Origin of the sequence: Halorubellus sp. JP-L1 (assembly GCF_011440375.1) — an archaeon.
GTDB lineage: Archaea > Halobacteriota > Halobacteria > Halobacteriales > Natrialbaceae > Halorubellus.
In genome coordinates this window covers 217,856-243,211 of sequence record NZ_JAAOIR010000005.1, presented here as the reverse complement: position 1 = coordinate 243,211, position 25,356 = coordinate 217,856, and the positions used below count along the sequence as shown (strand labels likewise).

Annotated in this window: 26 protein-coding genes; 12 read left to right on the top strand and 14 right to left on the bottom strand. The window is 69.7% G+C overall.

Annotated features, from left to right (window positions below):
- Nucleotides 1-92: 92 nt before the first annotated feature.
- Nucleotides 93-1,379, bottom strand: a complete 1,287-nt coding sequence (locus G9C85_RS18170) for an amidohydrolase (RefSeq protein WP_166042589.1) — start codon at nucleotides 1,377-1,379, stop codon at nucleotides 93-95.
- A gap of 838 nt (nucleotides 1,380-2,217) precedes the next feature.
- Between G9C85_RS18170 and G9C85_RS18165 the strand changes: the two genes are divergently transcribed.
- Together G9C85_RS18165 and G9C85_RS18160 are read left to right on the top strand one after the other, a co-directional pair.
- Nucleotides 2,218-3,240, top strand: a complete 1,023-nt coding sequence (locus G9C85_RS18165; RefSeq protein ID WP_166042588.1) for an AAA family ATPase — start codon at nucleotides 2,218-2,220, stop codon at nucleotides 3,238-3,240.
- Nucleotides 3,241-3,302: 62 nt separating this feature from the next.
- Entirely contained in the window at nucleotides 3,303-3,740 is a 438-nt protein-coding gene (locus tag G9C85_RS18160) for an acyl-CoA thioesterase (RefSeq protein ID WP_166042586.1), read from the top strand.
- Nucleotides 3,741-3,823: 83 nt separating this feature from the next.
- On the opposite strand, the gene G9C85_RS18155 is transcribed toward G9C85_RS18160, so the two are convergent.
- Nucleotides 3,824-4,924 carry a THUMP domain-containing protein gene (locus G9C85_RS18155; RefSeq protein WP_166042584.1) on the bottom strand — a complete coding sequence of 367 codons (1,101 nt, stop codon included), beginning with the start codon at nucleotides 4,922-4,924 and terminating at the stop codon, nucleotides 3,824-3,826.
- A gap of 388 nt (nucleotides 4,925-5,312) precedes the next feature.
- On the opposite strand from G9C85_RS18155, the gene G9C85_RS18150 reads away from it, so the two are divergent.
- From G9C85_RS18150 to G9C85_RS18140, 3 genes are all read left to right on the top strand, one after another.
- Nucleotides 5,313-5,882: a TATA-box-binding protein gene (locus tag G9C85_RS18150; RefSeq protein WP_166042582.1), complete on the top strand. Its 570-nt coding sequence runs from the start codon at nucleotides 5,313-5,315 to the stop codon at nucleotides 5,880-5,882.
- A gap of 57 nt (nucleotides 5,883-5,939) precedes the next feature.
- Complete coding sequence (locus G9C85_RS18145; protein ID WP_166042581.1) at nucleotides 5,940-6,314, top strand: hypothetical protein; 375 nt, start codon at nucleotides 5,940-5,942, stop codon at nucleotides 6,312-6,314.
- 75 nt (nucleotides 6,315-6,389) lie between these two features.
- The gene (locus tag G9C85_RS18140; protein ID WP_166042579.1) at nucleotides 6,390-6,734 is read left to right on the top strand and encodes a hypothetical protein; all 345 of its coding nucleotides are present in this window, start codon (nucleotides 6,390-6,392) and stop codon (nucleotides 6,732-6,734) included.
- 96 nt (nucleotides 6,735-6,830) lie between these two features.
- Here the strand turns inward: G9C85_RS18140 and hisG are convergent, their stop codons facing one another.
- Together hisG and G9C85_RS18130 are read right to left on the bottom strand one after the other, a co-directional pair.
- Nucleotides 6,831-7,679 (bottom strand): ATP phosphoribosyltransferase, encoded by an 849-nt coding sequence (gene hisG / locus G9C85_RS18135; protein WP_166042578.1) that lies wholly within the window; start codon nucleotides 7,677-7,679, stop codon nucleotides 6,831-6,833.
- A 433-nt stretch (nucleotides 7,680-8,112) separates the two neighbouring features.
- Nucleotides 8,113-9,453: a DUF4382 domain-containing protein gene (locus tag G9C85_RS18130; protein ID WP_166042576.1), complete on the bottom strand. Its 1,341-nt coding sequence runs from the start codon at nucleotides 9,451-9,453 to the stop codon at nucleotides 8,113-8,115.
- A gap of 199 nt (nucleotides 9,454-9,652) precedes the next feature.
- On the opposite strand from G9C85_RS18130, the gene rnz reads away from it, so the two are divergent.
- A complete protein-coding gene (gene rnz / locus G9C85_RS18125) occupies nucleotides 9,653-10,588 on the top strand; it encodes a ribonuclease Z (protein ID WP_166042679.1) in 936 nt (311 codons plus the stop codon).
- Between the two features lie 59 nt (nucleotides 10,589-10,647).
- The gene (locus G9C85_RS18120) at nucleotides 10,648-12,660 is read left to right on the top strand and encodes a DUF460 domain-containing protein (protein ID WP_166042574.1); all 2,013 of its coding nucleotides are present in this window, start codon (nucleotides 10,648-10,650) and stop codon (nucleotides 12,658-12,660) included.
- Between the two features lie 36 nt (nucleotides 12,661-12,696).
- On the opposite strand, the gene G9C85_RS18115 is transcribed toward G9C85_RS18120, so the two are convergent.
- From G9C85_RS18115 to G9C85_RS18105, 3 genes are all read right to left on the bottom strand, one after another.
- Nucleotides 12,697-12,894 carry a hypothetical protein gene (locus G9C85_RS18115; protein WP_166042572.1) on the bottom strand — a complete coding sequence of 66 codons (198 nt, stop codon included), beginning with the start codon at nucleotides 12,892-12,894 and terminating at the stop codon, nucleotides 12,697-12,699.
- A gap of 119 nt (nucleotides 12,895-13,013) precedes the next feature.
- On the bottom strand, nucleotides 13,014-13,448 hold the full coding sequence (locus G9C85_RS18110) for a cytidine deaminase (RefSeq protein ID WP_166042570.1): 435 nt from the start codon (nucleotides 13,446-13,448) through the stop codon (nucleotides 13,014-13,016).
- Nucleotides 13,449-13,613: 165 nt separating this feature from the next.
- Nucleotides 13,614-13,832, bottom strand: a complete 219-nt coding sequence (locus G9C85_RS18105; RefSeq protein ID WP_240148960.1) for a hypothetical protein — start codon at nucleotides 13,830-13,832, stop codon at nucleotides 13,614-13,616.
- A gap of 112 nt (nucleotides 13,833-13,944) precedes the next feature.
- On the opposite strand from G9C85_RS18105, the gene eif1A reads away from it, so the two are divergent.
- Entirely contained in the window at nucleotides 13,945-14,235 is a 291-nt protein-coding gene (gene eif1A, locus G9C85_RS18100; RefSeq protein ID WP_166042568.1) for a translation initiation factor eIF-1A, read from the top strand.
- Between the two features lie 122 nt (nucleotides 14,236-14,357).
- On the top strand, nucleotides 14,358-16,454 hold the full coding sequence (gene ligA, locus G9C85_RS18095; protein WP_166042677.1) for an NAD-dependent DNA ligase LigA: 2,097 nt from the start codon (nucleotides 14,358-14,360) through the stop codon (nucleotides 16,452-16,454).
- Nucleotides 16,455-16,532: 78 nt separating this feature from the next.
- Here the strand turns inward: ligA and G9C85_RS19340 are convergent, their stop codons facing one another.
- Nucleotides 16,533-16,667, bottom strand: coding sequence for a hypothetical protein (locus G9C85_RS19340; protein ID WP_275690792.1), 135 nt, complete (start codon nucleotides 16,665-16,667; stop codon nucleotides 16,533-16,535).
- 251 nt (nucleotides 16,668-16,918) lie between these two features.
- On the opposite strand from G9C85_RS19340, the gene G9C85_RS18085 reads away from it, so the two are divergent.
- Nucleotides 16,919-17,563 (top strand): DUF389 domain-containing protein, encoded by a 645-nt coding sequence (locus tag G9C85_RS18085; protein WP_166042567.1) that lies wholly within the window; start codon nucleotides 16,919-16,921, stop codon nucleotides 17,561-17,563.
- 282 nt (nucleotides 17,564-17,845) lie between these two features.
- Here the strand turns inward: G9C85_RS18085 and G9C85_RS18080 are convergent, their stop codons facing one another.
- The 6 genes from G9C85_RS18080 to G9C85_RS18055 form a co-directional block, all read right to left on the bottom strand.
- A complete protein-coding gene (locus G9C85_RS18080) occupies nucleotides 17,846-18,514 on the bottom strand; it encodes a hypothetical protein (protein WP_166042564.1) in 669 nt (222 codons plus the stop codon).
- 31 nt (nucleotides 18,515-18,545) lie between these two features.
- On the bottom strand, nucleotides 18,546-19,382 hold the full coding sequence (locus G9C85_RS18075) for an ABC transporter permease subunit (RefSeq protein WP_166042563.1): 837 nt from the start codon (nucleotides 19,380-19,382) through the stop codon (nucleotides 18,546-18,548).
- The gene (locus G9C85_RS18070) at nucleotides 19,382-20,392 is read right to left on the bottom strand and encodes an ABC transporter ATP-binding protein (RefSeq protein ID WP_166042561.1); all 1,011 of its coding nucleotides are present in this window, start codon (nucleotides 20,390-20,392) and stop codon (nucleotides 19,382-19,384) included. The genes G9C85_RS18075 and G9C85_RS18070 overlap by 1 nt, the downstream gene beginning before the upstream one ends.
- A 64-nt stretch (nucleotides 20,393-20,456) precedes the next feature.
- Nucleotides 20,457-20,996 (bottom strand): cupin domain-containing protein, encoded by a 540-nt coding sequence (locus tag G9C85_RS18065; protein ID WP_166042560.1) that lies wholly within the window; start codon nucleotides 20,994-20,996, stop codon nucleotides 20,457-20,459.
- Between the two features lie 102 nt (nucleotides 20,997-21,098).
- A complete protein-coding gene (locus tag G9C85_RS18060; protein ID WP_369680840.1) occupies nucleotides 21,099-21,446 on the bottom strand; it encodes a hypothetical protein in 348 nt (115 codons plus the stop codon).
- Between the two features lie 128 nt (nucleotides 21,447-21,574).
- Entirely contained in the window at nucleotides 21,575-22,822 is a 1,248-nt protein-coding gene (locus G9C85_RS18055) for a PQQ-binding-like beta-propeller repeat protein (RefSeq protein WP_166042558.1), read from the bottom strand.
- A 131-nt stretch (nucleotides 22,823-22,953) separates the two neighbouring features.
- Here G9C85_RS18055 and G9C85_RS18050 point away from each other — a divergent pair, with 131 nt between their 5' ends.
- Complete coding sequence (locus G9C85_RS18050; protein ID WP_166042556.1) at nucleotides 22,954-23,538, top strand: hypothetical protein; 585 nt, start codon at nucleotides 22,954-22,956, stop codon at nucleotides 23,536-23,538.
- A gap of 26 nt (nucleotides 23,539-23,564) precedes the next feature.
- Nucleotides 23,565-25,328 carry an excinuclease ABC subunit C gene (locus G9C85_RS18045; RefSeq protein WP_166042554.1) on the top strand — a complete coding sequence of 588 codons (1,764 nt, stop codon included), beginning with the start codon at nucleotides 23,565-23,567 and terminating at the stop codon, nucleotides 25,326-25,328.
- Nucleotides 25,329-25,356: the final 28 nt, after the last annotated feature.

Below are 25,356 nucleotides of genomic sequence, written 5' to 3'. Positions count from 1 at the left end.
CCCCTCAGGAGGTATCACGGTGGGACGCCCGGTGATGCCGGAGCGCTGGATCGGTCAGCCGCGGTCGAGAGGCGCGGAACCGACTGCCCGGGTCACGCGCGCTCGACGAGCGCTCGGGCGTGCTCGCTGGCGCGCTCGCGGACCGCGTCCGCGTCGAGCGTCGTCACCTCGCGGTCGCGCATGAGCACCTGGCCGTCGCAGACGGTGTGGCGGACGTCGCTGCCGCGGGCGGCGTACGCGAGGTGACTGACGAGGTCGTGCTGGGGCGTGAGGTGCGTGGCGTCGAGGTCGAGGACGGCGAGGTCGGCGTTCGCGCCCGCCTCGACGCGCCCGGCGTCGATGCCGAGGACGTCCGCACCGCCCTGGGTCGCCATCTCGACGACGGCGTCGGCGGGGACGGCGCTCGCGTCGTCCGCGGCGAGCTTCCCGAGCATCGCGGCGTCACGCATCTCGTCGAACACGTCCAGGTCGTTGTTCGACGCCGCCCCGTCCGTGCCGAGCGCCACGGTGACGCCCGCGTCGCGCATCGCTTGCACGGGCGCCATCCCGCTCGCGAGCTTCATGTTCGACGCCGGACAGTGCACGACGCCCGCGCCCGTCTCCGCGAGCAAGTCGTGCTCGCTCGCGGTGGTGTGCACGCCGTGCGCGACGAAGTCCTCGCGCTCGAGGAGTCCGAGTTCGCGCGCCCACTCGAGCGGACGCTCGTCGTGCTCGTCCACGATCGGGTCGACTTCGTCGGTCGTCTCGTTCGCGTGCAAGTGCACCGGAACGCCCGCGTCGCGGGCTCGCTCGGTGTACTCGACGAGGAGGTCCGGGTCGACGGTCGTCAGCGAGTGCGGCATGAACGCCGTCGAGACGCGGCCGTCGGCCGCGCCGTCGAACTCCTCGGCGACCCTGATCGACTCTTCGGCGTCCGCGCGCGCCTCGTCCTCGTCCTTCCCGACGGTGACGACGCCGTGGCCGACCCTGGCGCGGAGGCCCGCTCGCTCGACGGCGTCGACGACAGCGTCGACCTCGAAGTACATGTCCGCGAACGCCGTCGTCCCGCTCTTTATCATCTCCACCGCGGCCAGTTCCGTGCCGGCGCGGACGTCCTCGCTCGTGAGCGCCGCCTCGACCGGCCAGATGTCCTCCCGGAGCCACGCGTCTAGGGGCTTGTCGTCCGCGATCCCACGCAGGAGCGTCATCGCGGCGTGGGTGTGCGCGTTCACGAGTCCCGGCACGACGAGGCAGCCGTCCGCGGAAAGCGTCTCGTCGCCCGCGAGGCCCTCGCCGACCTCGACGATCGACCCAGTGTTCTGATCGACCAGCACGTCGGCCCGTACGACGTCGTGATTCGGCAGCAGCACGCGACCGCCCGACACGCAGAGCGTACTCATGCCTCGTGCTTCCCGGGGCGCGCTCATGTCGCTTCCGGGTTCCATCCACAGCCGTCGCGGACGAGACGGACAGCCGTGGTGGGACCACGACCGACGGCACCACGAGCATGCAGAAAGCCCCGGCACGCTCGCCCCTCTCAATCCCACCCACCGCAACAGCGACCGCTCCGCTACCGCGACCGCACCGCCGCCGCCGCACCGCCGCCGCGCCGCCGCCGCACTGCCGCCGCGCCGCCGCCGCACCGCCGCCGCACCGCCGCCGCACCGCAACCGCACCGCGCCCCGCCCTCCCCCTGCTCGAAGCGCGCGCAGATTCGCGCGCGCTTCGACCGGCCCGACTGTTGGTCGAATCGAGCGTTCGACGGTCGGGTGGCGCGCGGTGTCGCGGCACGGCGAACGGCGGTGAGCCGTGCGGCGTCGATACCATGCGAGGTTCCCGCAAGCGAAGCGAGCGGGAGCCAGTGAGAGCTCGCTCTCACGCTGGACGAGCGCGGCGACGACCGCAGGGAGTCGCCGCGGGAGTCGGCTGGGGAGGTCGAGGCTGCAGTGCTGTCGCGGTGCGGTCGCAGTACGGTCGCGGTGCGGCGGCGGCGGTGCGGACACGGTCGCAGTGCCGTCGCGGTCGTCGTCCAGTACGCTCGCCGAGCGCTCCATCTGGTCGCACTCGACCGTTTCCAGCAACGCTGTTTCGAGGAGCGGTGGCCCGCAGAGCCACCCGACGTGGTTCGAAAGACGCCGAGGGCGTCGTTCGGTATCCCGAGAGAGCGACGCTCTCTCGGCGGACGGAGAAACGGTCGTATCGACAGATTCGTACTGGGTGCGAGTATAGGGCGTGGTAATGGACGCGCCGCTGTGGACTGACCGGTACGCGCCCGACCTCGAGGACCTGCCGCAGGCGGACGCTCGCGAGTACCTCGAGCACGCCGTGGACGACCCGATCAATCTGGTGCTGCACGGGCCGGCCGGCGTGGGGAAGACGGCCGCAGCGCGAGCGCTCGCGAGAGAGAGCCACGAGGACCCGGAGAACGACCTGGTGGAGATCAACGTCGCGGACTTCTTCGACCGAACGAAGACGGAGATCACGAACGACCCGCGGTTCGCGTCGTTCCTCCGCGGGAAGTCCGACCTCGCGAAGCGCGACATGATCAATCACGTCCTGAAGGAGAGCGCGAGCTATCAGCCCGTGAGCGGACACTACAAGACCGTCGTCCTGGACAACGCGGAGGCCGTGCGCGTGGACTTCCAGCAGGCGCTCCGCAGAGTGATGGAACAGTACCACGAGGCGACGCAGTTCGTGGTGACGACCCGCCAGCCGACGAAACTGATTCCGCCGATCCGCTCGCGGTGCTTCCCGGTGGCGATGCCGGCCGCGAGCCACGACGCGCTCGTGGACGTGCTCGCTGGCATCTGCGAGGCCGAGGGCGTCACGTACGACGCCGACGGCCTGGAGTACGTCGCGGGGTACGCGGACGGGGACGTCCGCCAGGCGGTGCTGGCGGCGCAGACGACCGCCGAGCAAGAGGGCGAGGTGTCGATGCAGGCGGCGTACGAAGTGCTCGGCGACGTCGCGCACCAGGATCAGGTCCAGGCGATGCTGGACGCCGCGGAAGCCGGGGAGTTCACGGACGCACGGTCGACGCTCGACGACCTGCTCGTCGACGAAGGCTACGAGGGCGGCGAGGTGCTGGACGTAGTGCTCGACGAAGCACGGAGTCGGTACGACGGCGACCGGCTCGCGACGCTCTACGAGCTCGCGGGCCAGATCGACTTCGACATGACGGAGGGGTCGAGCGACCGCGTCCACCTCTCGCACTTCCTCGCGGAACTCGGACGCGAGCACGGGCCGCAGCTCGAGGCCTGAGGTCGCCCGACGGCTCCGATTTCGCCCGACGCTTTTCTCGTCCCCGTGCGAACACGCGGTGTATGCCGGCGCTCTCAGAGACGTACATCGAGAACCGACAGCGCGTGCAGCCGAATCACGCGAACAACTACGAGTCCGTCCACGGCGGGAACCTCATGAAGTGGATGGACGAGGTGGGGGCGATGAGCGCGATGCGGTTCGCTGGCGAGACGTGCGTCACCGCGGGCGTCGACGAGTTCAGCTTCGAGCGCCCGATCCCGGTCGGGGAGATCGCGGTCATCGAGGCGTACGTGTTCGGCGCGGGGCGGAGTAGCGTGCGGGTGTTCCTGCGTGCGTACCGCGAGGACCCGCTGTCGGGCGAGCGCGCGAAGACGACGGAGGCGTGCTTCACGTACGTCGCGGTCGACGCTGACGGCCGGTCGACGACGGTCCCCGAACTCGACGTGGAGTCGGCGAACGAGGAGGAACTGCTGACGGTCGCGGAACGCGTACACGGGTAACGGAGGCGTCCACGGGTGACGGACGCGTCGACCGGGAGGCGCCGCGGTGTCGGGGTGCGTCGGGGTGCGCCGCGGCGTCCCGTTCAGACCGCTCGCGCGTCCACGTCGCGGTCGTCGACGCCGTCTTGGTCGTCGAGGACGAGCACGAACCGGTCGAGCGACGCGTGGACGCGCCGTCGGAACGCCGAGTCGACCGTCCAGCCGGCGTCGCGTGCGGCGTCCCGCCAGTCGCGGTCGGCGACGAGCACGCACCGGTCCGCGACCCGCTGGCTCTCGGCGAGCGCGCCCGCGACGAGGTCGTCGAGGCCGTGCGTCTCGATCTTCGACTGGCGGCCGTACGGGGCGTCGAACACGACGCCAGTCGCTGCGTCGTCCCGGAGCGCGAGGCGCGTGGCGTCCCCGCGCATCGTCGCCCAGTCGCCGGGGTCGGCGACCGACGACGGCTCTGCACCCGAGTCGAGGAACGCGGCGAGGTTCTCGCGCGCCCCAGCGGCCATCTTCGCCTGCGCATCCACGCCGACGACGTCCGCGCCGACGAGCCCCGCCTCGACGAGGACGCCGCCGGTCCCGCACATCGGGTCGAGTATCGTCGCGCCCGGCCTGGCGCCAGCGAGGTTCGCGATCGCGCGCGCCAGCAGCGGGTCCATGCTCCCCGGCTGGAAGAACGGCCGGTCCGTCGGCTTCCGGTCCCCGAAGTCGCGCACGGACGACGCGACCAACCAGCCGACCGCACAGACGCCCGCGTCGCCGCGCTGCGGGTCCGCTGGCGCGTCGTCGGCCTCTGGGTCCGTGTCTGGTGCAAACGCGACGTGGAGGACGTGGTCGGGGTCGTCGAGGTCCACCGAGAACCCGCGGTCGACGAGGACGTTCCCGAGTTCGCGCTCCGCGTCGCTCGTCGAGACGCCGGTCCCGCCGCGGACGTCCCGCGCGCGAACCGCGACCGACCCCTCCCGGTCGCCGAGCGACGCCGCGTCGAGGAGCGCGCGCGCCGACGCCACTGACGCGTCCGTCGTCCCCACGCACTCGATCGCGCGCCGGGTATACGCCAGTCCGCGGACGCGCTCGGGGACGACCGCGTCAGCCGTCGCGAGCCCGACGCCGAGACGCTCCACGCCCGTCGTGGCCGTCGCCGCCTCGCGACGCGCGAACGCGTCGTCCTCCCCACCGAGTTCCAGCACGTACACGCCCACTCGTACCCCACCACCACCCAAAAGCCGTTCGACAACGGCCGTACGCGGTCGCGCCTGCGGCGCGAGCCCGCCGTCACCGCTCAGCAATCGTCGAAGTCGACCGTGTTCGGTCGCGCCTGCGGCGCGACTCCGCCGCTCAACAGCTGTCGGCCTCGACCGTGTTCGGTCGCGCCTGCGGCGCGACCCTTCCCGCACCACCGCGAGGAAACTGCTCCATCGACCGTGTTCGGTCGCGCCTGCGGCGCGACCAATGCCTCAAGTACCCCCTTAACACCCCATTCATACCCGCGATTTCGCGCGAAACCGCCGCGTCAATCCGTCGTCGCACGTTCGCCGCGGCACCAACCTTTATAAGCCTTAAATACGACTTTAAGAGCGAACGATGACCGACGACGACCCCAAGGACACCATCAACATCGAGAACGTCGTTGCCTCGACCGGCATCGGCCAGGAGCTCGACCTCCAGTCCGTCGCCATGGACCTCGAAGGCGCCGACTACGACCCCGAACAGTTCCCCGGCCTCGTCTACCGCACGCAGGACCCCAAGTCCGCGGCACTCATCTTCCGCAGCGGGAAGATCGTCTGCACGGGCGCCAAGAGCACCGACGACGTCCACGAGAGCCTCCGCATCGTCTTCGACAAACTACGGGACCTCAAGATCGAGGTCGAGGAGGACCCCGAGATCGTCGTGCAGAACATCGTCACGAGCGCGGACCTCGGCCGGAACCTCAACCTGAACGCGATCGCGATCGGGCTCGGCCTCGAGAACATCGAGTACGAACCCGAGCAGTTCCCCGGCCTCGTCTACCGCCTCGACGACCCCGAGGTCGTCGCGCTCCTGTTCGGCAGCGGGAAGCTCGTCATCACCGGCGGGAAGAAGCCCGACGACGCCCGGCACGCCGTCGACAAGATCGTCTCCCGGCTCGAGGACCTCGGCCTCCTCGAATCCTGACGCCGCCGGCGTCGCGAAGGACGGCACTCAAACCCCCACGATACTTCTCTCAACGCAATGGTGCTCTCGCCCGCACAGCTCGACCCGGCCGCCGGCGGCCCAATCGCGTACCTCGGGACGTTCCTCGTCGCGGCCGCGTTCTACGCGATCACGCTCCACGTCGCCGCCAGGTACGTCCTCGGCGACGTCCCACTCAAGCGCGCGCTCGTCGTCGGCCCCGTGCTCGCCGTCGCCGCGATCCTCCTCCAGCGGTACGGACCGGCGGTCGTCATCGCGTCCACGCTCGCGCTCGACGCGTTCGCCATCTCCGCGGTCTACCGCCTCTCCTGGAAGTCCACGACGCTCGTCGCCGTCGTCCACTACACGGTCGCCGTCATCGCCGGCATCACCGTCTTCAACCTCGTCGCGCTCCTCTCGACCGCGCCCACGTGAGCGCTCGCTCGCCGCTCGCCGGTCGCGCCAATCGACTGCCCGTGGATTAAAAGGGCCGCCGCCGTAGGAGCGGGCATGAGTACATCTGACGTCATGGACGCCGAGGACCGCGCGAAGTTCGCGCGCGGCGGGAGCTTCCTGCTCGTCGGCGGTCTCGTCGTCGTCGCACTGTCGCTCGTCGACGTCGCCGTCACGCCGTCGCTGTACGCGGGCCTCGTCGGCGCGTCGCTCGCGCTCGCCGTCGCCGCCATCATCTCCAGCGAACCCGTGATTCGCGCGGTCTGGTTCGCGCCAGGCGTCGCCGCCGTCGGCGTCGGCGTCGCCGACCTCGCCGACTTCGACCTCGTCGGGGTCGGCGGCGTCCTCTGCCTCCTCGGCGTCGTCCAGCTCGTCACCGCCGGCCGCCTCAAGGACCTCTGACCGGCGACCGCGCCCGCACTCGAACCCGCACCCGCGCTCGAACCCGCACCCGCACTCGAACCCGCACCAGCGCTCGAACCCGCACCCGCGCAGCCGTCACTCGACGAGGCGTTCGATCTCCGTGACGAGGATGTCGCTCGCGCCCGCGTCCTTCACGCGATTGATCGTCTCGAAGACGTCCGCGTCGTCCACGACGACGTGCACGGCGACCTTGTCGTCGCCCGCGACGTCCATCACCGTCGGCCCGCCCATCCCGGGGATGACGTCCCGGATCTCGTCGAGGTCGTCCTCGTCGGCGTTCATCATGAGGTAGCGCTTGTCCTCGGCGGCGAGCACGCTCGCGAGCGCGGTCCGGACCTGCGCGGTCTTCTCGTCGTCGACGACGTCGCTTCGCGCGAACAACTGCACGCTCGACTGGAGGACTTCGTCGATGATCGCGAGCCGATTCACCTGGAGCGTGGTACCCGTGCTCGTGATGTCGACGATCGCGTCGGCCATGTCGACGTGCGGCGTGAGTTCGGTCGCGCCCGTCACCTCGACGACTTCCGCCTCGATCGAGCGCTCGGCGAAGTACTCGCGAGTGAGTCGCGGGAACTCCGTCGCGACCGTCTTCCCCTCGAGGTCGTAGGGGGTCTCCACGTCGCCGTCCTCGGGCGCCGCGAGCACGAGCCGGCACTCGCCGAACTCGAGGTCCAGGAGCGCCTCGACGTTCTCGTGCCCGGCTTCCTCGGCCTGGTCCAGGCCCGTAATGCCGAGGTCGGCGGCGCCGTCGGCGACGTACTCGGGGATGTCTGCCGCTCGCGCGAACAGCACGGACACGTCCGGATCGACCGTGTCCGCGTAGAGCTTCCGGTCCGCGCCGTCCACGACCGGCAGGCCCGCACGCTCCAACAGCGAGATCGACGGGTCGTGAATCCGACCCTTGTTAGGAACCGCAATGCGCATACCTCGCGTAGCAGCGGCGCGCGGTTTATGCTTTCGCACAATCTTTTTTCTGCGTCGGGTCGCCTCGCGGCCTTCGGCCGCTTCGGCGACCGCTCCTTGAAAAAACGTTGCTGAAAAAAGGCCGAGCGCTCACTCCGTTCGCGCTCGGTGAGTGTACTGGACGACGGCCGCGACCGCTACCGCCAAAGCACTGCCGCCGCACCGCGACCGCAACCACTCCGCCACGGCGACCACTCCGCCACGGCGACCGCACCGCAACCGCGACCACTCCGCCACGGCGACCGCACCGCGCCCTGCCCTTCCCCTGCGCGAAGCGAGCGCGGAACTGCGCTCGCTTCGCGCGGCCAGGTGTTGGTGGTGGCGGTGGCCGTCGCTGGCGGGTGGAAATAGAGAGAAGTCGCCTGGAAGGGGACCGTGGGCGTGCTCGGGTGCGTCAGGCGGCTGCGAGCGCGTAGCCGCTGAGTTGCTGGTCGTTGCCGTTCCCGTTGCCGTTGCCGCCCTTCACGTCGCGTTCCAGTTCGACCTCGGCGTCGTCTTTCGTCACCTCGACCTCGAGCTCCTCGGTGTCGGGGACCTCGAACGCGAGCGTGCCGTCGGCGGCGGTCTCACCGGCTGTCTCGCCGTTCACCTCGACCGTCGCGTTCGCGACCGAGCCGTTCGCATCCGTCACGGACAGCGTGACCGTCTCGCCGGCGCGGACCTGTCCGTCGAGGCTCGCCTCGAGCGCGCTCTCGTCGGACTCGCCGTCCTCGGTCTCGTCCGCGTCGTCGCCGTCGGTCTCCTCGCCGTCGTCGTCACCACCCTGCTTGCCCTTGGCCTTGCCGTTCGCACCGGCGTCCACGGGCTTGCCGTTCTCGTCGACCTCGCGGATCTCGACCTGGTCGCCCGTCCCGGACTCGCTCACGATCGGGCGGAGGATGTACTTCCCGGAGTTCCCCGCCTTGTGGACGTTGATGTCGAACACGAAGTCCGGCGTGGAGTTCGCGGTCAGCTCGAACTCCTTGTTGATCTGGAGCTTCGAACTCGGGAGCTTCACGTTCACGGACTCGCCGTTCGTCAGCGTCGCGTTGATGTCGCTGACGTACACGAACACCTTGTCGTACTCGCCAGCGGGCACCGACAGGTTCCCGATCGCGGTCGCGTTCGCGCCCTTGAGGTTCGTCAAGTCGACCGTTCGGTTGTCGACGTCCTTGGTCACCCATCCGGCCTTCGACTCGCCGGACTCGTCCTCGTCGGAGTCGTCTTCCTCAGATTCGGTGTCCTCGGAGTCGTCCTCCTCGGTTTCGGTGTCCTCGGACTCGTCTTCCTCAGATTCGGTTTCGGTGTCCTCAGAGTCGTCCGCCTCGGTCTCCGTCTCCTCGGTCGTCGTCATCTCGACGGTGGTCTCGTTGGGGTCGTCGACGGTCGTCGTGTCGACGTCGGCGGCGTCCATCGACGCGTCCGCGGTATCGTTCGCGGAGTCGGTCTCGGACGCCTCGTCGTCGGTGTCGGTCTCGTTCGCGTCGTCGCCGTCCTCACCGCCGTCGGCCTCGTGCAGGCCGATCTTCGTGATGGTGACGTTCAGGTGCTCGAAGTCGTCGATGGCGCCCGGGCGGTCGCTCACGTAGAACGTGAGGGCCGCCGCGTTCGTCGAGTCCATCGACTGGCCGTCGTCGACGGCACCGTCGGTCGTTGCCTGTGCGTTCGTCGTCGAACCGGGGACGGCGCTCGAACAGCCCGCCAGCACGAGGAGGGCTGCCATAGCGATCGCGCCGAGAGCGTTCTTCGTTGTCATCGTCGACCGTAGGTAGTCACTACGTGGTCATAACCTGACCAGTTCGTTCGCTCCCGTTCACTCGGTCGTAAACGGTTTGAACGGACGCGAACCGTCCGCAGCCGTGCGATCGCTCCGGGCACGTCGCGGCCGCGGGTTCGGCTGCGGCGACTCCGTTTCGATACGGGTTTCCCCGTGGCCGCCCGAGATGCAGGCGAGCATGTCGTTACGCGTGACGTTCCTCGGGACGAGTGGCGCCATCCCGACCACGGAGCGGAATCCGGCCGCGCTGTTCGTGTCCCGCGAGGGCGACGACCTCCTGTTCGACTGCGGCGAGGGCACGCAGCGCCAGATGATGCGGTACGGGACGGGGTTCGGCGTCGACCACCTGTTCGTCACGCACGTCCACGGCGATCACGTCCTCGGGATTCCGGGGCTGACGCAGACGATGGACTTCAACGAGCGCGACCGGCCGCTCGCCGTGCACGTCCCCGCCGGCGAGCGCCGGACGGCCAAGCGCCTCCTGTCGGCGACCGGCGACGACCCGGGGTTCCCGGTTCGCGTGAACGAGGTTCGCGCGGGCGACGTCGCGCTCGACGGCGACGAGTACGAGGTCCGGGCGTTCGACGTGAACCACCGCACGAACGCGGTCGGCTATGCCGTCGTCGAGGACGACCGGAAGGGCCGGTTCGACCGCGAGAAGGCCGAGCACGAACTCGGGATCGAACCGGGCCCGAAGTACGCCCAACTACACCGCGGCGAGCCCGTGGAACTCGACGACGGCACCGTCGTCGACCCCGAGGAGGTCGTCGGCGAGCCCCGCCCCGGCCGCAAGGTCGTGTACACGGGCGACACGACGCCGGTCGGGAGCACGGTCGACGTCGCCGCGGACGCGGACCTGCTCGTGCACGACGCGACGTTCACGAGCGAGCGCGAGGATCGAGCGGAGGCGACCGCGCACTCCACGGCCGCGCAAGCCGGGAGCATCGCCCGCCAGGCGAACGCGAAGCGCCTCGCGCTCGTCCACATCTCCTCGCGGTACGCCGGCGACGTCTCCGGCCACGAGGCCGAGGCCGCCGAGGCGTTCGAGGGCCACTCGTGGGTGCCGAGCGACGGCGAGACGTTCGACGTACCGTTCCCCGACAGCGACGGCTGACTCGCGCGAAACCGCTGGCCCCGCGGCACTTATCTGCGTCTCGCCCCAATCGTCGAGCAGTGAGTGCGAGAACCAGCGCGCTCGACAGCGTCGTGTTCGGCGTCGACGTCCAGAGCGGGGACGTTCGCGGGGACGCGCCGTCGTACGCGCTCGTCGTCCTGGAGGCGAGCGAGGACGGCGAGGGCTACGACGTCGAGCGGGACGTCGTGACGTTGCGCAAGCTCCGGCGACGCATCGCGAGCGAGGAGCCCGGCATCGTCGCGACCGACAACATGTACGAGCTCGCCGCGGACAAGGACGCGCTCGTGCACTTCCTCGGCGAGCTTCCGGCGGGCACGAAGCTCGTGCAGGTGACTGGCGCGGAGCAGCCCGAGCCCCTCTCCAGAGTCGCGAAGCGCCACGGCGTCCCGTACGGGAAGCAACCGATGCAGGAGGCGGAGGCCGCGGCCCGGCTCGCGGCGGCGAACGTCGGCGTGGAGGTGTCGGCGTTCACCGACGAGACCACCGTGAAGGTCTCGCGCGGCCGGTCGACGGGGAAGGGCGGCTGGTCCGAGGACCGGTACACGCGACGCATCCACGGGAGCGTGAAGGCCCGCACCCGCGAGGTCGAATCCGAACTCGACGACGCCGGCCTGGAGTACGAGCGCGAGGTCACGGAGAAGTACGGCGGGTTCTCGCAGGCGCTCTTTCACGTCGAGGGCCGCCCGCAGGACATCCCGGTCAGCCGGCATCGGTCGGGGGACGTGCGCGTGGAGATCGAGCGCGAGCGCCGGGACGGCATCGAGTTCGAGCCGCTCGCGAAGCGCCGCGACCACGTCGTCGTCGGCGTCGACCCCGGCACGACCACCGCGGTCGCGATCGTCGGCCTCGACGGCACCGTGCTGGACGTGCTCTCGACCAGGACGGCGGACACGGCGGCGGTCATCGAGTGGATCGTCGAACGCGGTCGTCCGATCGTGGTGGCGGCGGACGTGACGCCGATGCCGAACACGGTCGAGAAGATCCGGCGGAGCTTCGACGCCGCCGGATGGATCCCGGACTCGGACCTCCCGGTCGACGAGAAGCAGCACAGGACGCGTTCGGAGGGGTACGAGAACGACCACGAGCGGGACGCGCTCGCCGCCGCGTTGTTCGCGTTCGACGACCACGAGGACCAGTTCGAGCGCGTCGCGCGGAAGACGCCACCGCGGTACGACAGCGGCGAGGTGACCGCTCGGGTCGTCGCGGGCGACGAGTCCGTCGAGGCGGTCGTCGAGGACCTGACCGCGGACGAGGACGGCGGCGACGGCGACGACGACACCGAGCACGTCGAGCGCGAGCTGTCCGCGGAGGAAAAGCGCATCAAGACCCTCGAACGGCAGGTCGACCGCCTCCAGGAGCACGTCGACGACCTGGAGGAGACCGTCGCGGAGAAGGACGACCGCATCGCGGAACTCGAGGGCGAACTCGAGGAGTCGCGTCGCGAGGAACGCCGGGACGCCCGCGAGCGCCGGACGGTATCGCGGTTGAAGCGACGGAACGACGCGCTCGAGCGCGAGGTCGACGACCGCGAGGACCGCATCGACGAACTCGAGGGGAAGCTCGACCGCCTGAAGGAGCTCTGGAAGCTCGATCACTCGAACTTCGCGGACGTCGAGGAGACGAAGCAGGGCCTGGTGCCGGTGAAGCCCGTCGACGAGTTCACGCGGGCCGCGATCGACGACGCGCACGACGCGTACGGGCTGGCGAGCGACGACGTGGTCTTCCTCCGCGACGCCGCGGGGGCGGGGCGGTCGACCGCGGAGAAGCTCGCCGCGTTCGAGCCACGCGTGGTCCTCGTCGGCGACGGCGGCCTGTCGGACGCGGCGGACGCGGTCCTGTTCGAGCACGAGATCCCGGTCGGGCCCGCCGACGACGTCGCGATGCAGGAGGTCGACGAGCTCGCGGTCGCCCGCGAGAGCGACGTCGACGCGGTCGTCGACGACTGGCACGACCGCGCCGCAGCGCGGCGGAAGGAGCAGAAGGCCGAACAGCTCGACCAGCTCATCAGCGAGCACCGCGCCGAACAGAAGAAAGAGCAACGACGGAGCTGACCAACCAGCCGCCGGCCAGCGCCAGCCCGCGGCTGCTTACTCCCAGACGCTCGGAGCGACGCCGAGTCGGACCACGACGGGGCGGTACGCGAACGCGATGGCGGCGACGACCACCAGTTCGCTCCAGAAGCCGAGGTCGCCGACAGCCGTACGGACGACGGTGAGCACGCCGAAGACGAGGAGTATCATCGCGAGGTAGTGCGGAACGAGTTCCTTCAACTGGCCGGTATCCATACGTCACCCTACGCGAGGAGTGATATCAAACCCATCCTCCGCCGTGGAACGACGGCGGTTCCTCGGTGTGTACCCGATGCGGGTTCGGGGGAACTGAGCGGTGGGTAGGGGGCCTCCAGTTACCACGTTCGCGTAGGGAGCAGATCGATCGCGCGAGCGATCCGGTTTTCTCCGTCGACGGGGACGACGACCCGCATCGATTCGTTGTAGTCCGCCAGCAGTTCTCGGCAACTCCCGCACGGCGGGATGACTCGGGCGTCGTCCTCGTCGTGGGACGGCATCGGGTATGCGACGGCGACGCTGGTCTCGACGTCGTCGTGGCCGTATCCGTCGGCGATCGCGGAGCCGACCGCGACGGGTTCGCCGCACATCGACGCTCGCCCGACGCTCGCCGGCAAGCTCACGCCCTCGTACACCGAGCCGTCCGTCGTCCGAACCCCGGCGGCGACGACGTGTGCGCCGTCGAAGAACTCCGCGTCGAACGTGCGCTCGTTCGTCTCCGTGATTCGCTCGATGAGGGCTTCGTCGTCGGGCGACAGTGGAGCAGTCTCCATGTCCGTCGGCCCCACCGTCGAGTAATAGGTTTTCTGAACCGTTCTCCCGCGGACGGGCGAGCGCCCATCGGTTCGCGTTGCATCGCTATCGACCGTTTCGAGAGAGTCCGGACGAGATCGGCTTCGGCGAGCGAACTTCGAGACGCGCTGCGTTCTCTCCTCGACTCACATCATGCCGCCCATGCCCATCATGCCCATGACGCCCTTGATCATGGCGCGGACGAGGAAGCCGAGGCCGGCGAGGACGATGGCGATGCCTGCTGCGACCTGGAGGTTGGCATCGGCGACGAGTGCGATCCCGCCGACGATGCAGAGGAGGCCGAAGAGTCCCGAGATGCCGAGCATCTTCCGCATGCGTCCGAGTCCGCCGCTGCGTTGGCTCATGGACGGGGTTGCTGGGCCGGACGGCCTAAACCTGCCGGTCCGAGACGACCGAGTTCCGGCGGTGTCGACTGCGAGGGAACTGCTTAAAAACGTCGCGCGAGAATCGGGTGGTATGAGCGACAACGACGACGGGGGACGGACGGACCTCCGGATGCCCGACGACGACGAGGTGTTCGCGACGGTGACCGATATGCTCGGCGCGAACCGGGTGAAAGTCAGGTGCGCGGACGGCGTGGAGCGAACGGCCAGGATTCCGGGGAAGATGCAGAAGCGCGTGTGGATCCGCGAGGACGACGTCGTGCTCGTCGACCCGTGGGACTGGCAGGACGAGAAGGCGGACATCACGCACCGGTACGAGAAGCAGGCCGCCGAGCAGTTGCGCGAGGAAGGCCACATCAACTGAGTTCGTGCTGGCGGCGTCGCGGGAATCGCGAGCGTTTTAGGCGGATGCGGCCGTAACGGCGGGTAGTGACTTCGAGCGACGCGAACGAGGACGATGGCGACGACGGTGTCGGGGACGTGGGCATGGCCAGGGACGCGCTGGCGGACAATCAGTTCGTTCGCGGGCCCGTTGACGGGACGGCGTTCGAGTTCGAGCCGGTCGACGAGCTCGACGAGGCGGCGGCGCGCGAGCAAGCCGAGTTGCTCCGGGCGGCGATCGAGTTCCACGACTACCGGTACTACGTCGACCACGACCCCGTGATCGCGGACCGGACGTACGACGAGTTGTTCCAGCGGTTGCTGGACCTCGAGGACGCGTTCGACCTCGACGTGGAGGGGTCGCCGTCGAACCGCGTCGGCGGGGAGCCCGTCGATCGCTTCGAGACGGTCGCGCACGTCGCGCCGATGCTCTCGATCGACCACACGGACTCGGCGGACGGCGTGCGCGAGTTCGACGACCGGGTCCGCCGGGAGGTCGGCGACGTCGAGTACGTGCTGGAGCCGAAGTTCGACGGCGTGAGCCTCGAAGTGGTGTACGAGGACGGCGAACTCGTGCGCGCCACGACCAGGGGCGACGGCGAGGAAGGGGACGACGTGACGCGGAACGCGCGCACGATCGCCGCACTCCCGCAGCGATTGCGGGGGGACCCGCCCGCGTCCCTCGCCGTGCGGGGCGAGGTGTACATGCCCCGCGAGGCGTTCACCGAGTACAACACGGAGCGCGTGGAGCGCGGCGACGAGCCGTTCGCGAACCCGCGGAACGCGACCGCGGGCACCATCCGCCAGCAGGACCCGACCGTGGTCGCCGAGCGCCCGCTCTCGATCTTCTTCTTCGACGTCCTCGCGTCGAGCGACGAGTGGGCGACGCACAGCGACGCACTCGCGGCGTTCCGCGACCTCGGGTTGCCGGTCTGCGAGCGCGTGGAAACGGGCGCGGACGCCGAGGCCGCGATCGACTATCGCGACGCGCTCCTGGCCGAACGTGACGAATTGGACTACGAGGTCGACGGCGTCGTGATCAAGGTCGACGAGACGGCGACGCGCGAGGACCTCGGGGCGACGGCGCGAGCGCCGCGGTGGGCGAAGGCGTACAAGTTCCCCGCCAGAGACGAGGAGACGCCGGTCGCGAACGTCACCGTCCAGGTCGGTCGCACCGGCCGGCTCACGCCGGTCGCGCTCTTAGAACCCGTGGACGTCGGCGGGGTGACGGTCTCTCGGGCGAGCCTCCACAACTTCGACGAGGTCGAGGCGCTCGGCGTCGGCGTCGGCGACGTGGTGCGCGTCCAGCGCGCAGGCGACGTCATCCCCTACGTCGAGTCGGTCGTCGAGCACAACAGCGACGGTCCCTACGAACTCCCCGAGACGTGCCCGGTCTGCGGGAGTCCCGCCGAGCGCGACGGCCCGATCGCGTACTGTACGGGCGGCCTCGGCTGTCCCGCACAGCTCCGCCGCTCGGTCGAGTACTACGGGAGCGAGAAGGGACTGGACGTCGAGGGGCTCGGCGAGGAGACCGTCAGCCAGCTCGTCGACGCCGGCCTCGTGAGCGAGGGCGTCGCGGACCTCTACGAGATCGACGAAGCGGACCTGGAAGCGCTCGAGGGCTGGGGGGAGCGAAGCGCCGAGAAGCTCGTCGCGGAACTCGACGCGACCCGCGAGCCCAAGCTCGCGGACTTCGTCGCGGCGCTCGGCATCCAGGAGGTCGGTCCGGAGCTCGCCGCCCGGCTCGCGCGGCACTTCGAGACGTTCGACGCCCTCCGCACTGCAGCGGAGCGTGACGACCGCGACGCCCTCACCGCGGTCGACGGCGTCGGCGACGCGGTCGCGACCCAGCTCGTCGACTTCTTCCAGAGCGACGCGAACCGCACGGTGCTCGACGACCTCCTCGCGCACGTCGACCCACGCGAAGCCGAGGGCGTCGCCGGCGAGGAACTCGACGACCTCACGTTCGTGTTCACGGGATCGCTCTCCGCATCCCGTGGCGACTTCGAGGACGTCGTCGAAGCCCACGGCGGGAGCGCGACCGGGAGCGTCTCCGGGAACACCGACTACCTCGTCGTCGGCGACAACCCGGGCGCGACGAAGCGGAGCGACGCCGAAGCCGAGGGCGTGCCGATGCTCGACGAGGACGAACTCCGCGAGGTCTTCGAGGAACGCGGCGTCACCGAGTGGCCCGGCGAGTAGCGCACGGTTGAGACGTCGACTGACAGTTCAGTATTCCGGAACCGAGGGCCGTTTCGAGCAGTCGACGGAAGTTCGGCCCTACTCGGTTCCGAAGTCGCGTTCGGCCGCCACGGCGTTCGTCTCCCCGACGTCGACGGGATCGAAATCGTCGAAGACGCCCTCTCGACCGTCATCTTCGGTCGGCATGCTCAAGAGGAGGACGTCTGGAAACATATCGATTTGGCATCGACATAGAGTGTCATAGAACTATTCTTACATCCACCAACAGTATAGATCGATTCGTTAGATACAGACGAAGGACATAACGCGACGAATTGTAGCCACTTCGGTTTTGTCAGAAACTGCGCACGAGATCAGAGGATAGATGGGGCGAACGAGAGCGGAATCTTGCGGGAGGTGCTCCATTATTAGGCACTCTCGCATAGTCGCAATTGATTCAACCGACACGCCCGTATTTCTTCGATGTGTGTCCCCGAGTCTCACTTAGCGAAAAGTGCGAGAACCTCTACGAACAGGTCGGGCTTGATACGTCGTATCTTGTTTTGATGACGATGTCCGGTGTGCTCGCTGGCGTGGCTCTCCTAACCAACTCGATTCCAATCCTCATCGGCGCGATGGTCATTGCCCCTGCATTGACGCCATTGGAACTCGTTTCCGCTGGCATTGCTTCCAACCGGCTGAAGCGAGCTGGATTCGGGGCCGTAGTCGCGTTCGGCGGTCTTTCGGCTGCAACTGCTGGAGCGATGGTAACGACAGTGATACTGAACATGACAGGAGTCCTCCCACCTGCGGAGAACCTCATCGAGAAACCACTACTTGAGGAGCGCATTACGGCCGGCTGGTACAGCGTCCTTGCCGCTGCCGCAGCGGGTATCGCGGCAGGGATAGCGACCGACGAAGAACGGACAGACACGCTAGTCGGCGTCGTCGCTGCCCTCGCACTCGTCCCGGCCGCAGCTGCTGGGGGAATAACATTACTGTCACGAGCGCCTGCTAGGGCCAGTGGCGGCTTACTCTTACTCGTCGTAAATGCAGGCATGGTCGTGATAACTGGGACGCTAACACTCTGGCTCCACACTCGTGGCGATAGTAAAGCACACACGGGCTAATAGGCATGCAACGTACCTATCGCCTGTTTCGCTCGTCCATGCCAGATCGAACGTACTTCTATCCTGATTTTTCTGCTGTATTGAACGATCCAGTAGCACGCTTCGGGCTGTATCTTGCGGGATACGTGCTCTGTATTCGGCACGGCATCCCGAACGTCACTTCGCTCTTACAGAGTGACCGTGGTCAATAAGCACATCCGTTCTAACGGATATTCCTCCGAATTCCGGGTGCAAACAACATCTTGTGAATCCGTCTATGACAGCCTTCTCGAACGCAACGAATCAGACGACGTCGTGGTGGTCGGGTTCGTACGCGACCGGTGGTCTGGTGGTGTGATCGGCGGCGAGGCCGGCGAGCCACTCCCAGTCCTCGGCGTCGAGCGCGGCGGTGAGCGCGTCGTCGTCGATCTCGGCGACGACCTCGCGGACGCGCGCTTCGGGGTCGTTCCGGACGGCGGCGCGTCGAAGGCCGGTGTCGGGGTCGGTGGCGTCGGCGAGTTGCTGCGCGTAGAAGTGGAGTTCGTCGTACCGGACGTGGTCGTCGCCGTACTCGCGGCGGAGGCGTTCGCGGAGCCCGGTCCCGTCCGCGAGCACGTCCAGGCCGAACTGGCGCTGGATGGCGGCGCGCGCGTCGCTGCCGGCGTCACCACCGTCTCCGAGCTCTGCGGCGAGGCGCTGAACGCCGCCGCCGTCCCGACCCTGGTAGACGTAGCCGAGCGCGTTCGCGTCGTCCCCGGTGACGATGGCAGCGGCGCGTTCCCCGGGCGCGAGGACGTGCCCGGCGAGTGCGCGAGCGTTCGCCTCCGTGCCGTCGGGGAGGTGTACGACGAGTCGACCGTCGCCGTCGAACGCGACGACGCCCGGAGCGGGGCCGACGAACGCGCGAGCGCGGAGCTTCGCGACTCGGCGTCGCGCCTCGTCGTCGACGAAGCACGTCAGGGTCGCGGTCACCGCCTCCCACCTCGACGACCGGCGAGCGCGGTCACAGGTCCGCCCCTTCGAAGCGCTGGAGGCCGAGGTAGAGCGGGACGGTCGCCCAGAGCGCGAGGACGAGGACGCCGACGGACGGCGTCGCGAACAGCGTGATGTCGGTCGGTGGCGGTCCACCGAAGTACCCGAACGCGCCCGCGATCGGCGGGTAGATGCCGACGACGACGTTCCGGAGTGCTGCGAACGGCCCGAGCTGTGCGACGACCGGCATGAGCGCTCGCGGGACGTTGTCCGCGCCATAGACGCCCTTGACGAGGAGCTCCCAGACGATGTTGTGGAGGCGGAAGACGAAGAAGAGGTAGACGCCGACGGCGCCCACGGCGGCGCGGGTCGTGCCGGCGACGGCCGCGGAGATGCCGGTCCCGATGGAGACGAAGAGCGCGCCGAACGCGGCGAAGACGACGAGCGCGGCGACGAGTCGCGCGAGCGGGATGGGGGCGAGCATGAGCGCGGCGACGCCGGTCGCGAACGCGAACAGGCACGCGACGACCGCCGCGGTGACGGCGGCGCGCCCGGCGAGACTCCCGACGACGACGTCGCGTCGCGAGAACGGCATCCCGAGGAGGACGACGAGTTCGCCGCGACTGCGCTTGTCGACGATCCGGCCCTGCGCGAGCATGAGCGCGGTGATCGGGACGAGGAAGAGGCTGACGCCGACGAGGACGCCGAGGAACTGGACGCCGGGCTGGTCGACGTACGTCGGGTCGTAGCTGTCCGCGTAGACGAAGCCCGCGATGAGGCCGACGATCGTGAACAGGCCCGCGCCGATGTGGAGGTGGCGTTCCCGGATGCTATCCCGGACGTCCTTGCGTGCGACGAGTCGCCACATCAGTCCTCACCTCTCGCCGCGGGCGTCGTCCCGGCCGTCGTCGTGGACGTCGCCGCGGGCGTCTCGCCGTTCGTGTAGGAGACGAACAGGTCTTCGAGGCTGGCTTCGCGCGTGTCGACGTCGCGAACGTCCGCGCCGGCGTCGAAGCACGCCTTCACGACGCGGCCCTTCGCCGCGGCGGTACAGTTCGCGTCGACCGTCGGTCGCCCGTCCTCGTCGGCGTCGACGAGGACGTCCACGACGCCGTCGAGGCCCGCGACGCTCGCGCGGAGGTCGTCCAGAGAGGCGACGTTCGCGCTGCGGTCGTGCTGGGCGTCGTCGAGCGTGACGGTGACGCCGCCGGTCGCGCCCGCGGTCTCCCGCAGGGAGTCGATGGTGTCGACGGCGACTACTCGCCCTTCGTAGAGGATGCCGACGCGGTCCGCGACCGCCTCGACCTGTCCGAGGATGTGACTGGAGAAGAACACGGTCTGGCCGTCGCGGACGGCGTCATCGATCGTCTCCCGCATCATGCGCGCGCCGGCGGGATCGAGACCCGTCGTGGGTTCGTCGAGGACGAGGAGGTCGGGGTCGCCGACGAGCGCCATCCCGAGCATGAGTCGCTGCGCCATCCCCTTCGAGTACGTGCGGACCTGGCGGTCGCCGTCACCGGCGAGTCCGACGCGCTCCAGGAGTTCGTCGGGGTGCTCGCGACCGCGTCGGGCCTCGATCGTGAACTCGAGCTGTTCGCGGCCCGTCATCCGCCCGAGCGCGCCGTAGCCGTCGGGGAGGATGCCGACGCGGTCGCGGACGAACCGCGGCTCCTCCTGGGCGTCGTGCCCGAAGACGCGAGCGGTCCCGCTAGAGGGGCGGACGTAGTCGAGCAGGATGTCGATCGTCGTGGACTTCCCCGCGCCGTTCGGTCCGAGAAACCCGAAGACCTCGCCCTCCTCGACCGTGAGGTCGAGGCCGTCGAGGGCCGTGACCGAGCCGAAGCGCTTGGTCACGTCGCGAAGTTCGATGGCGGCCATACCCCCTTCATGTCGGGGGTCGCACAAGAGGATACCGGAGCGACGGACGAGGCCGGTCGGACCGTCAGTCGGGGAGGTCGTATCCGAGGAGGCGTCCGAGGGCGGACAGGGCCGCAAACGCCCAGCGTTGCGGGCCGGCGACGACGAGTTCGTCGTCGTACTCCGTGAATAGCATCGCGAGGAGGATGGTCGCGCGGAGGCCCTCGGGCGGCATCGACACGCCGCGTTCGGTCTTCAGGGCGTGGAACCGCCGGAAGAACGCCTCGATCCGCATCGCCGGCCGATGCACGTTGCGGACCTCGGCCGGGCCGGGGTTCCGGAACGCGTGCTCGGTCCCGGCGGGGATGATCACGCGCTCGCCAGCGGCGAGCGTCGACCACGCGCCGTCGACCTGCACCTCGAGTTCGCCCGCTTCGACCGCGTAGACCTCCTCGGCGCTCGGATGCACGTGCGTGGGGAGTTCCGACCGCTCGTCGAGGTGCATCCGGGTCGTGAAGCGCTCGCCGTCGGTGTCCTCGGTGGTCTCGAGTATCTCCCAACGACCCGGGAATCCCTCGAAGTCGAGGACGCGGTCCGCCGTCCCAGCCGTAGCACTCGAAGACACGTGGTAGCATTCGACACGGTACGGCAAGCCTGTTCCGACCAGAAAGCGACGATTCGACGCGGCGCGTGAACGACGAGCGGAGACCGAGTCGAATCGGTCGCCTCAGAGCGCGTCGTCGGGCGCGTGGCTCTCGCTCGTGCGTTCGACCTCGGTCGCGTAGCGGTCGCGGGTCGCGTCGTCCTCGACGGCCGCGAGTTCGTCTGGGTCGACGTCGCGCGCGGCGGTGACGTCGGTGCGCGCGAGCATGTTCGAGGAGCGCTGCATGACGGCGGCGCGCTCGCCGCCGGGTTCGGCGTACACGAGCGTCACGAGGCCCTTGTCGGTGTACTCGCGCTCCACGAGCCAGCAGCGAACGCCGTCTTCACTGACTCTCTCGTCGTCGCCGGCCGCTTCGTCGTCGGCCGCGCCGTCGTCGGCCGCTTCGTCGCCGGTCGCGTCGTCGTCGTTCATACGTCCTCGTTCTGCCAGCGCGGGCTTGTATCCTCGGGAACGCGACGGCGCCGTGCGCCTCCGCGCCGGCGGTGTCGGCAGCAGCCGTGCGGGTCGCTCGCCGGCGGCGACCGCCGCCGGCGTCGCCTTCAGTCCCCGCTCGCGAGCTTGTAGAGCGCGCCGGTTTCGCCGCTGCCGTCGTCGAGATACGTCTCCGACGCGCGGTCGGCGAAGTAGACCGCGCCGTCGTGGACGAGCGGCGTGCTCGTGACGCGCCCGACGCCGCGCGCGGTCCACGCGCGGTCGCCGGCGTCCTCCGCGACGGCGTGCAGCGTCCGGTCGTAGGAGCCGACGAGGACGTGCTCGTCAGTGACGACCGGACAGCCGATGATGGCGCTCCCGGCGTCGTACTCCCACGTCGCCTTCCCCGAGTCCGTCGAGAGCGCGTACAGGCGGCCGTCCTTGCTCCCGACGTAGACGACGTCCGCCGCGGGGTCGACGGCCGGCCCGGACATCACGAGGCCGTTCGTTCGCGTCGACCACGACTCGGTGCCTTCGGCGAGGTCGACGCGGTAGATCGAGTGGTCCCACGACCCGAAGAACGCCGCGCCGTCGTACGTCGCCACCGGCCCCTTGATCGCGCCGTCGGTCGAGAACGTCCACGCGAACTCGAGGTCGGGATACGTCCACGCGTACAGATCGCCGTCGTTCGCGCCGACGACGAGGTAGCCGGCGTCGCGGTCGATCGCGCACGTCGAGTGCGGGTGGTCGGTGACGCGCTGGTCCTCCCAGACGACGTCGCCGGATTCGGCGTCGACGCCGAACATCGCGCCGCTCGGGTCGTGGTACTCGACCGCAATGTAGACGACGCCGTCGTGGTACGCGGGACTGGACCCGATGGCGTCCCCGAGGCCGCTGCGCCAGACGCGGTCGCCGGATTCGACGTCGACCGCGGTGAGCACGCCGTCGTACCCGCCGACGTACGCGACGCCGTCGACGACCGCGGGCGTGCCGTGGACGCCGCGGGACGAACCGGTGACGCTCGCCTCCCAGACGCCGTCGCCGGAGTCGGCGTCGACGCGCCAGAGCGACCCGCTGTCCCCGGGGACGAGGACGTCGCCGCCGGCGAGCGCGACCGGGCTCGCCTTCGCGGCCGTGTGGTCGCCCGTGTTCACGTCCCGGAGCGTCCACTCGCGCTCGACCGCGGTCGGGACGGTCGCGTCCGGGTGGACGCCGCGTCTCTCGAGGCCGCCGCGGAACTGCGTCGTCGCCGTCTCGGACGTGACCGTCGCAGCGCTGCCGCCGAGGCCGAGGCGGCCGAGGCAGCCCGCGAGACCGGCGGTCCCGAGCGCGCCGGCGGCGGCGAGCGCGTCGCGGCGAGAGCATCCGTCGTACACGTCAATTCGTGGGGACCCCGACAGGCTTACCGTTTGCCCCCTGGTCCCGCCGCCTCCTCCCGCGACCGCGGGTTCGGAGGACTCCGCGGGCCCGAAGGACTTTCGGGCGTGCCGCGGTACCGTGGCGGTGAATGTCGTGGCGCGAGCGCGTGGACGAGCTGTTGTACGAGGGCGAGTCCGTCGAGCGGACGGTCGACGTGGGCGCGAACCGCGTGTACGTGACGAGCCATCGCGTGCTCGCGTTCTTCGACGAGGACGCGGCCGGCCCGAACTTCCGGCAGGTCGATCGCCCGAACGTCGAGGGCGTCGGCGCTGGCAGCGACAGCGACTGGCTCCGGCTCGCGCGAGCGGTCGTCTGGGGCGGCCTCGGCCTGGCGAGCGTCGTCGGCGGCGTCCTCGTCGAGTTCGGGTCGTTCGTCTCGGTGCCCGAGAACCTCCAGTCGGGCGCGGTCGGCGGCACCGGCGGGATCGTGTCCCTGTTCGCGGACCTCGTCGCCGCGCTCGCGCTCGTCGACGAGGCCATCGCGGTCCTCGGCGTGCTCTTCCTCGCCGTCGCCGCCTACCACGGCTACCGGTACGCCGAATCGCGCGAACGGGTCGTCACCGTCGGCGTCGCCGGCGCCGAGGACGTCCGCCTCGTCGTCACCGGCGACCCCTCCGCGCACGCGAGCGAACTCCGGCAGGCGCTTGGTGAGTCCTCGACGCGTCACGCCTAAACCCGCGAGTCCGCTAGGTGGACGCGATGGATTCGACGGCGGTCCGCGAGCGCGCGATGAACGTCCCGGCGGAGCCGGGCGTCTACCAGTTCTTCGAGGGCGACGTCGTGCTGTACGTCGGGAAGGCCGTCGACCTCCGGTCGCGGGTGCGGTCGTACGCGGACCCGCGGTCGGCGCGCATCCGGCGGATGGTCGAGCGCGCGGACGCCCTGGAGGTCGCGGAGACGGACACGGAGACGCAGGCGCTCCTGCTGGAGGCGAACCTCATCAAGCGCCATCAGCCGCGGTACAACGTCCGGCTGAAGGACGACAAGTCCTACCCGCTCGTCCAGTTGACGAGCCACGAGTTCCCGCGGATCGAGGTGACGCGCGACCCGGCGGAGGACGCGACCGTGTTCGGCCCGTTCACGAACAAGGGCGACGTGGAGACGGTCGTGAAGGCGCTCCGGGAGACGTTCGGCGTCCGCGGCTGTAGCGACCACAAGTTCGCGGGGCGCGAGCGGCCGTGTCTCGACTACGAGGTCGGCCTCTGCACGGCGCCGTGCACGGGCGAGATCGGCGAAGCCGACTACCTCGGCGACGTCGAGTCCGTCGAGCGGTTCTTCGCCGGCGAGACGGGCGTGCTCGCGGACCCCCTGCGGAGCGAGATGACGGCGGCGTCGGCGGGCCAGCAGTTCGAGCGGGCGGCGAACCTCCGGGACCGGCTCGCGGTCGTCGAGTCGTTCCACGGCGAGGGCGGCGAAGCGGTCTCGGCGACCGGCGACGACTACGAGCGCCACGTCGACGTGCTCGGCGTGGCCGTCGACGGCGACCGCGCGACCGTCGCCCGCCTGCACGCCGAGGGCGGCCAGCTCGTCGAGCGCGACCGGCACCGCATCGACGTACCGTCGGACGCCGAAGGTGTCGATGGAACCGTCGAGGAGGAGCCGGTCCCGGCGGTGCTGTCCGCGTTCCTCGTCCAGTACTACGCGGAGCGAGACCTCCCGGACGCCGTCCTGCTGCCGGAGGCCCACGGCGACGAGGAGGTGGCGGCGTGGCTTGACGCGGCGGGCGTGGCGGTCCGCGTGCCGGGCGCGGGCCGGGAGGCGAAGCTCGTCGACCTGGCGCTGAAGAACGCGCGGACCGGGACGGGGTCGCGGGACGCGACCCGGGAGCTCGCGCACGCACTCGGTCTCGAGGACGCGGCCCGCATCGAGGGGTTCGACGTGAGTCACGCGCAGGGGAAGGCCGTGGTCGGGTCGAACGTGACGTTCGTCGACGGGAGTGCGCGCAAGCCCGACTACCGGCGGAAGAAGCTCGCGGACGAGAACGACGACTACGCGCGGATGCGGGAACTCGTCGGGTGGCGCGCCGAGCGCGCGGTCGAGGGCCGCGACGACCGCCCGGACCCGGACCTCCTCCTGATCGACGGCGGCCGCGGGCAACTGGACGCCGCGCTGGAGGCAGTCGAGTCGGCGGGCTGGGACGTGCCGGTGGTCGCACTCGCGAAGCGCGAGGAGACCGTCGTCGCGCCCGACGGCGAGTACGACTGGGACGGCGACGGGAAGCTCCAGGTCCTCCGCCGGGTGCGCGACGAGGCCCACCGGTTCGCGGTCCAGTACCACCAGAGCGTGCGCGACGACGTTTCGACGGTACTCGACGACGTCCCCGGCGTCGGCCCGGCGACCCGCAAGCGCCTGCTCGGGCGGTTCGGGAGCGTCGAGAACGTCCGCGCCGCGACCGTCGACGAACTCGAGGGCGTCGACGGCGTCGGCGAGAAGACCGCCCGCGCCATCGCTGACCGGCTCTGACTGGTGGCGGGCCGGGGCCACCGGCGAC